Source organism: Campylobacter concisus (assembly GCF_902460545.1).
GTDB classification, from domain to species: domain Bacteria; phylum Campylobacterota; class Campylobacteria; order Campylobacterales; family Campylobacteraceae; genus Campylobacter_A; species Campylobacter_A concisus_AE.
Genome location: NZ_CABPUE010000001.1, coordinates 116,105 through 123,909 on the forward strand (window position 1 = coordinate 116,105; position 7,805 = coordinate 123,909).

Genomic DNA, 7,805 nt, shown 5'->3' on the forward strand with positions numbered 1-7,805 from the left:
TTAAACAAAGATATTAATAACAAAAGTAAAATTTTCAAGCAAAGGAGCTTATATGAATAATGACTTGCGTCAAAAGATAGATAGACGCTTAAGTGAGCTTAGTGCGTTGCCTAAGATGAAAAGCGACTCGAGTATTGCGCAGCTTTTAAAAGAGAAGGGCTTTACGAGACGTGATTTTATGAAGTGGGCTGGTGCGATGACAGCTTTTATGGCATTGCCAAGTGCGATGACACCGATGGTTGCTCGTGCTGCTGAGCTTAGCGATAGGCTTCCTGTGATATGGCTTCATATGGCAGAATGCACAGGCTGTAGCGAGAGCTTACTAAGAACCGATGCTCCAAGCATAGATAGTCTTATATTTGACTACATAAGCCTTGAATACCACGAAACTATCATGGCAGCCTCTGGTTGGCAGGCTGAAGAAAATTTAGAGAGTGCGATCGAAAAATACAAAGGCAGATACATTTTGCTAGTTGAGGGCGGTATCCCAACTGGTACGACTGAAAATTTTCTAACTGTTGGACCTCATGGCACAACAGGTAAAACACATGCTGTAAATGCTTCAAAAGACGCAGCTGCTATCTTTGCGATCGGCACCTGTTCTAGCTTCGGTGGCATTCAAGCTGCAAGGCCAAATCCATCAAATTCAGTGGGACTTTCAAAGGTAACTGATAAACCAGTTATTAATGTTGCGGGCTGTCCACCAAGTGAGAAAAATATCGTTGGCAACGTGCTTCACTTCTTACTTTTTGGCACACTTCCAGCGCTTGATGTTTACAATAGACCAAAATGGGCTTATGGCTTAAGAATTCACGATCTTTGCGAAAGACGTGGTCACTTTGATGCTGGCGAGTTTGTCCAAAACTTCGGCGATGAAGGTGCAAAAAATGGCTACTGCTTATACAAAGTAGGCTGTAAAGGTCCATATACATTTAATAACTGTTCACGCGAGAGATTTAACCAGCACACATCATGGCCAGTTCAAGCAGGTCACGGCTGTATAGGCTGCTCAGAGCCAGACTTCTGGGATACGATGGGGCCATTTGAAGAGCCTATGGCAGATAGACTCTTTGATACTGTTTTAGGTCTTGGAGCTGATAATGTCAGCGACAAAGTTGGCATCGGAATTTTAGCTCTTACAGGCATTGGCATAGCAGCTCACGCTGTTATAGCTTCTATGAGTAAAGATAAAGAATAAGGCGAAAAAATGAGTGAAAAAAGAATAGTAATAGACCCTATAACACGTATCGAGGGACACTTAAGAATAGAAGTTGTTGTAGATGAAAATAATATTGTAAAAGAGGCGTATTCTGGCTCAACTCTTTGGCGTGGTTTAGAGCAGATCGTAAAAGGTAGAGATCCAAGAGATGCTGGCTTTTTTATGCAAAGAATTTGTGGCGTTTGTACATACTCACACTACCGAGCAGGCATCATCGCAGTTGAAAATGCCCTTGGCATCAAGCCTCCACTAAATGCAGAGCTAACTAGAACGCTTATGAACGCAGCTTTATATCTTCACGATCACATCGTACATTTTTATCAGCTTCATGGCCTTGACTGGGCAGACGTGGTCTCTGCACTAAGCGCAGATGTGCATAAAGCTAGCGAAGAGGCGTTTAAATATACTGATCTTCCGTTTGCCACGGGAGCTGACAAGCTAAAAGAGGTAAAAGAGAGGGTTGAAGCCTTTGTTAAAAAGGGCAACCTTGGACCATTTGCCAACGCATACTGGGGACATAGCACATATAAATTTACGCCAGAGCAAAATTTAATCGTCCTCTCACATTACTTAGAGTGCCTTAGAATTCAAAGAACAGCAGCTCAGATGATGGCGATCTTTGGCGCGAAAAACCCACATCCACAAAGCCTAACAGTTGGCGGCGTGACTTGCGTGATGGATCTTATGGATCCAGCTAGAATGGGCGAATATATGAGCAAATTTGCCGAGATCAAAGAATTTGTTGATAGAGCTTACTATCCAGATATCTTGATGGCGGCTAAAGCCTATGGTAATGAGCCAAGCGTTCTAAACGATGCTGGTGTGGCAAATTTACTCTGCTATGATGAGTTTTTGATTGGCAAAAATGACCATCTATTTAAAGGTGGCTATATCTTAAATGGCGATCTTAGCAAGGTTTATGACATAGACGAAGACAAGATCACCGAAGAAGCTACTAGGTCTTGGTATAAAAACGATAAAGCGCTTCATCCATATGACGGCGAGACTGAGGCAAACTACACAGGCCTTATTGACGGCGAGAGCATAGACGCCGAGGGCAAACTAGCTCACAGTAAGCTTTTTGATACAAAAGGCAAATATAGCTGGATCAAAGCACCAAGATATGATGGCTTGCCTATGCAAGTGGGTCCAATAGCAAGTATTGTTATAAACTACGCTAGAGGCAACGAGAGAGTTAAAAAAGTAGTTGACGAATTTTTAGCAAAGAGTGGCTTGCCATTAAGTGCAGTTTTCTCAACTCTAGGCAGAACCGCTACTCGTATGCTTGAAGCAAAAGTGGTTGCTGAGCACACAATGGACGCATTTAATGCCTTAGTAGAAAATTTAAAATCAGATCAAGAGACCTGCGCAAAATATGTAATTGATAACAAAAAAGAGTACAAAGGAAATTTCCAAGGCAATGCTCCAAGAGGTGCGCTTAGCCACTGGTGCCGCATAAAAGATGGTGTTATCACAAACTGGCAAGCAGTCGTGCCAAGCACATGGAACGCCTCTCCAAAAGATGCCAAAGGTCAAATGGGAAGCTACGAAGCGTGCTTAGTTGGTTTAAAGATCGCTGATCTTTCAAAACCACTCGAGATAATACGAAAAATTCACTCTTACGATCCTTGCATCGCATGCGCTGTGCATGTTATGGATACAAAGGGAAATGATTTGAGTACTTATAAGATAAATCCAAATTTGTAAGGAGAGAATATGTCACATAAAAATGCTGATAGAATCAGCGAATACGAATTCTCCATCGGCGTTAGGCTGACACACTGGATTAGATTTGCAGCGATTACACTTTTGGTTGTGAGTGGCTACTATATCTCATACGTTTTTGTGAGTCCAGAGATCACGAGCGAGCCTACAAATTTTATGCAAGCAAAGTGGCGTATGACTCACCAGATCGCTGGCTTTGTGCTAATAGCGGCGTTTATCTTTAAATTTTATCTATTTGTCTTTGATAAACATAGTAAAAAAGAGTGGATGAGTGTGGTTGATTTTCTAAATCCAAAAATTTGGATCGCACAGATCAAGTATTATCTTTTTATGGGGCCACATCCGCATTTAAGGGGCGTTTATAATCCTTTGCAGTTTGCCTCATACTTTTTCTTTTATCTTATTTTGACTCTTATTTGCCTAAGCGGTCTTGTGCTTTACGTTCATGTTTATCATGAGGGACTTGGCGGAGCACTTTATGAGCCAGCTAGGTTTTTTGAAGAGCTTATGGGCGGATTAGCAAATGTTAGAACGATACATAGAATTTGCATGTGGGTCATTATGATATTTGTGCCGATTCATGTTTATATGGCAGTATTTAACGCTGTTAAAGGCAAAAATGGAGCGATGGACGCTATCGTTAGTGGTTATAAATTTGTAAAAGAACACTGATGAGAGTGCTGGTTCTTGGTATCGGCAACGTGATGTTTGCCGATGAAGGTATAGGTGCTCATTTTGTAAATTTGATGGTTAAAAACTATAAATTTACAAGCTCTAAAAACGAGCTTACTCTAATGGACGGGGGCACTTTAGCCCTCGCTCTAACTCACATAATAAGCGAATTTGACTATCTTATCGTCGTTGATTGCATTAGCGCAAATGGTGCAAGCGTAGGTGATGTTTATTTTTTCGACTTTCTAAACGTGCCAAATTTTATTAGTTGGGACGGCTCGGCTCACGAGATAGAGATGCTTCAGACCCTTCATCTAATGGAGCTTGCAGGCGATAGACCGACAACCAAAATCTTAGGCATCGTGCCTAGCCGTATAGAATCATCAAATTTTAGCCTCTCAGATGAGGTTATAAACGCTTCTATAATTTTAGAAAAAACGCTGCTTGATCACTTAAAAGAGCTTGATTTTAAGTGTGAAAAAGTAGCAAATTTCACCCTAAATGATATCGTTGATGAATACGCTAAAAAAGGTTTAAAATGATACTTGCTTTTAAATTTACTTGCCACAAGGACGCTTCGTTTCTAGTGCCATTTTTACGCTTGCTTGCTGGCGATCTAGCTCATAGTATAAAGTGTAAAGAAGATGAAATTTGTCTAAAGGTAAGTGGCAATACCAGCGAGCTTGAGAGCGTGGCAAATAAAGCAAGTGCGCTCTTGCCATTTAGTCTTTTTATAAAGCACAGTGAGGTCTTGGCTACAAGTGAGCTTGATGAAGATAGTAAGATAAGTGAGATAAAATTTGGCGGCCTAACTCCGACTCAAGCGAGCACATTTTTGGCTAGCGAAAGGGCTATCTTAAATGAAAGTGGCGTGCTTGCTTGGAGTAAATTTGATGGCGAGATAACGCTTGATAATTTTAATGAAAAGCTTAAAACTTGCCTAAATTTATTAAAAAACGGCAAGGTCGTTTGCGTAGAGCAAGATGAAAATTTATATGAAATTTCTCTTGGCGTAAATTTTGACGCAAATTTCTTGATGCCTGTAAATTTAAAGCAGCTACCAAAAATTTTTATCGCCGATGATAGAGTTTTGACATTTCTAGCTAGCTTTGAAAAGCCACTTTTATCACTAAAGACGACAGCCATTTATAGGCAAAATCACGAGGATGCACCGCTATTTTTTGACGTGAGGGCGCCAAATGATCTTTTTCTTTACGCCGTTTGCGAGCAGCTAAATAAAGAAAATTTTAGCTTTTTAAGCATTAAGGTAAAGGAGCAAAAAAATGCTCTTTCAAGGCTTACTTTGCTTGAAAGTAGTGCAGCTTTAAGCCCATTTTTCTATGCAAAAAACGAGGAATTTGAGCTTAGTAATTTTAGCGATATAGCTTTGGGGCTAAAATTTAGCAAATTTAGTGATGACGAAATTTACCTGCTTTCAAAATCAAGCAAAACGCAGCTTCTATTTTTGCCAAAATTTAGTAGCTTTGAAGAAATTTATAAGCTCATAAGAGCCGAGGAGGGCGGCGAAAGGCTACTTGAAAATTTTAGCAAAGAGCATACTTTACCAAGTGGTAAATTTAGCTCAAATGCTAGCTTTTTCTCGCTATTTTGCATAGCTGGGCGCATACTTGGCTTAGGCGATGACTTTAAAAAAGCAGGGGAGAATTTGCTATTAATGGCAGCTGATTTTAGCGGTCAAAAGGGCGTTAGGATCGATTACAAGATGAAAGATGACTTTGGTTTAGACGGGGTTAAGTTTGTAAAAAGTATCATTTCGTTTGTCCTTGCTGGCGCTGGAGAGAAGAACATCAGCTTTGGTTGCACCGAGTCTTTGGCGCATTTTTTGAGCGATTTTAGCTATGAAAAACGAGATAAATTTAACATCAAAAATGTTACTTTAAGCGGGGATTTATTTTATAATAAGGTAGTTAGCAACTTGATAAAAAAGCACCTAAACCCAAATATAAAAACAAATTTTGACCCCGGATTTGGCGTTGAGATCAAGCTTTAGATATGAGATCAAAGGCTTAGTTCAAGGTGTGGGCTTTAGACCTTTTGTCTATACTTTAGCGGATAAATTTAAGCTTGTTGGCGAAATTTACAACGATGATGAGGGCGTGAAGCTAAATTTTAGCGGCGATGAGGCTAGCTTTTTGGCTTTTGAAAAAGAGCTTTATGAGAAGCTGCCAGCCCTTGCTAGGATCGATGAGCTAAAGAAATTTAAGATAGATAAAATTTATAAAAAGCTTGAGATCATCGCTTCAAAGTCAGCCACCAAACAAGCGCCTATTTTGCCTGATTACGCACTTTGTGATGACTGCTTGTACGAGTTTTATGACCCCACAAATCCACGCTACAAATATCCATTTATAAACTGCACCAACTGCGGACCGAGATTTTCCATCATCAAAGCACTACCCTACGACAGGGTAAATACGACGATGAGCGAGTTTAAAATGTGCGAGTTTTGCGGAGGCGAATACAAAGATCCGCTTAATCGCCGCTACCACGCAGAGCCGATCTCTTGCCCAAACTGCGGGCCAAAGCTCTATCTAAAAGATAAATTTGGCAAAGTTTTGGCTAGTAAAAACGAAGCCGCCAAAGAGGCAGCTAGGCTCATAAACGAGGGTAAAATTTTAGCCATTAAGGGCCTTGGTGGCTTTCATCTGGTTTGCGACGCGACAAATGAAGCCGCAGTTTGCGAGCTAAGAGCCAGAAAGCACCGCCCAAGTAAGCCATTTGCTCTGATGAGTAAAAATTTGCAAAACGCTAGAAAAATAGCGCAAATTTCAGAGGCGGAGGCAAAGCTTCTTAGTTCAAATTTAAAGCCGATCGTCTTGCTTGAAGCAAAAAACGGCTCAAATATCGCAAAAAGTGTCGCACCAAATTTAAATAAGCTTGGCGTCATGCTCGCATTTAGTGGCATACATCTTTTACTTTTTGATTATTTAGAGCACGACATCATCGCAACTAGCGCAAACATCTCAGGCGAGGTTGTCATAAAAGACGAAAGTGAGCTAAGGGAAAAACTAGGTGGCGTCATAGACTTTTACCTTGATCACGACCGAGAAATTTACTCACCAAGTGACGATAGTATCGCATTTTGCGTTGGCGATGAGACAATTTTTACAAGGACAAGCCGCGGGCTAAATCCAAATTTCATCCATACAAATTTCAAGCAAAAAGGGACATTTTTGGCCCTTGGAGCGGAGCTAAAAAGCTCATTTTGCATCTACAAAGACGGACTTTTGATGGTTAGTCCATATATCGGTGACCTAAAAAACGTGGTGACTTTTGATAGGTTTAAGGATATTTTTACACTTTTTGAAACGACTTATGATCTAAAAATAGACAAGGTCATAGCTGATTTGCATCCAAATTTTTTAAATACAAAATGGGCGAAAGATCAGGGCTTTGAGCTAGTTCATCTGCAGCATCACTACGCACATTTGCTAAGTGTGATATTTGAAAATGATTTGCCAGATAAAGAGTATCTTGGCTTTTGTTTTGACGGCACTGGATACGGAGAGGATGGCAAAATTTGGGGTGGCGAGGTCTTTAGGCTAGATAAAAAGAGTTACGAGCGAGTTTATCACTTTGATGAATTTAGCCTATTTGGGGGCGAAAACAGCATCAAAAATATTTATCTAATCGCATATTCTATTATTTTAAAATACTCTCTTGAGGACGAGGGACGTAAATTTCTAGTAAATTTTGATGAAAAAATGCTTGCAAATTTTAAAAAAATGGAGCAAAAAGGATTAAACTTAGTAAAGACTAGCTCAGTTGGTAGGATATTTGACGCATTTGGGGCGATTATTTGTGGACTTTTTCACTCGAGTTTTGAGGGCGAGAGTGGTATGAGGCTTGAAGCGCTTTATGATAAAAATTTAGATGTGTGTTATAAATTTAGTCTAGACAATGGAGTGATCGGCTTTAAAGAGGCTTTTAAAAGTGCTTTAAAAGATGAGCCAAGAGTGGCTGCAACGGCATTTATAAATGGCTTGGCTGATATTATTTTTGAAATTTCAAAAAAAGAAAAAATGGAAATTTTGCTAAGCGGCGGAGTTTTTCAAAATAAGACTTTACTCGAACTTATTTACAAAAAATTTACTAAAGCAAATTTGAAATTTTATATCAATAAAAAATTCTGTAGCAACGATTCTAACGTAAATTTAGGGCAAATTTA

The 7,805-nt window shown here is 39.8% G+C and carries 6 protein-coding genes; all 6 read left to right on the forward strand.

All coding sequences use genetic code 11. The features are described from left to right. Nucleotides 1-52 precede the first annotated feature (52 nt). Nucleotides 53-1,198, forward strand: a complete 1,146-nt coding sequence (locus tag FZ949_RS00600; protein ID WP_087584544.1) for a hydrogenase small subunit — start codon at nt 53-55, stop codon at nt 1,196-1,198. 9 nt (nt 1,199-1,207) lie between these two features. Further along, complete coding sequence (locus FZ949_RS00605) at nt 1,208-2,926, forward strand: nickel-dependent hydrogenase large subunit (RefSeq protein WP_148789994.1); 1,719 nt, start codon at nt 1,208-1,210, stop codon at nt 2,924-2,926. 9 nt (nt 2,927-2,935) lie between these two features. Then, nucleotides 2,936-3,616: a Ni/Fe-hydrogenase, b-type cytochrome subunit gene (cybH, locus tag FZ949_RS00610; RefSeq protein ID WP_103579806.1), complete on the forward strand. Its 681-nt coding sequence runs from the start codon at nt 2,936-2,938 to the stop codon at nt 3,614-3,616. Further along, nucleotides 3,616-4,158 (forward strand): HyaD/HybD family hydrogenase maturation endopeptidase, encoded by a 543-nt coding sequence (locus FZ949_RS00615; protein ID WP_103579807.1) that lies wholly within the window; start codon nt 3,616-3,618, stop codon nt 4,156-4,158. The genes cybH and FZ949_RS00615 overlap by 1 nt, the downstream gene beginning before the upstream one ends. Further along, nucleotides 4,155-5,627, forward strand: coding sequence for a hypothetical protein (locus FZ949_RS00620; RefSeq protein WP_103579808.1), 1,473 nt, complete (start codon nt 4,155-4,157; stop codon nt 5,625-5,627). Before FZ949_RS00615 ends, FZ949_RS00620 begins: the two co-directional genes overlap by 4 nt. Then, nucleotides 5,611-7,805: carbamoyltransferase HypF (hypF, locus tag FZ949_RS00625; protein ID WP_148790047.1), on the forward strand; the 2,195-nt coding region annotated here is incomplete at its 3' end. The genes FZ949_RS00620 and hypF, both read left to right, overlap by 17 nt.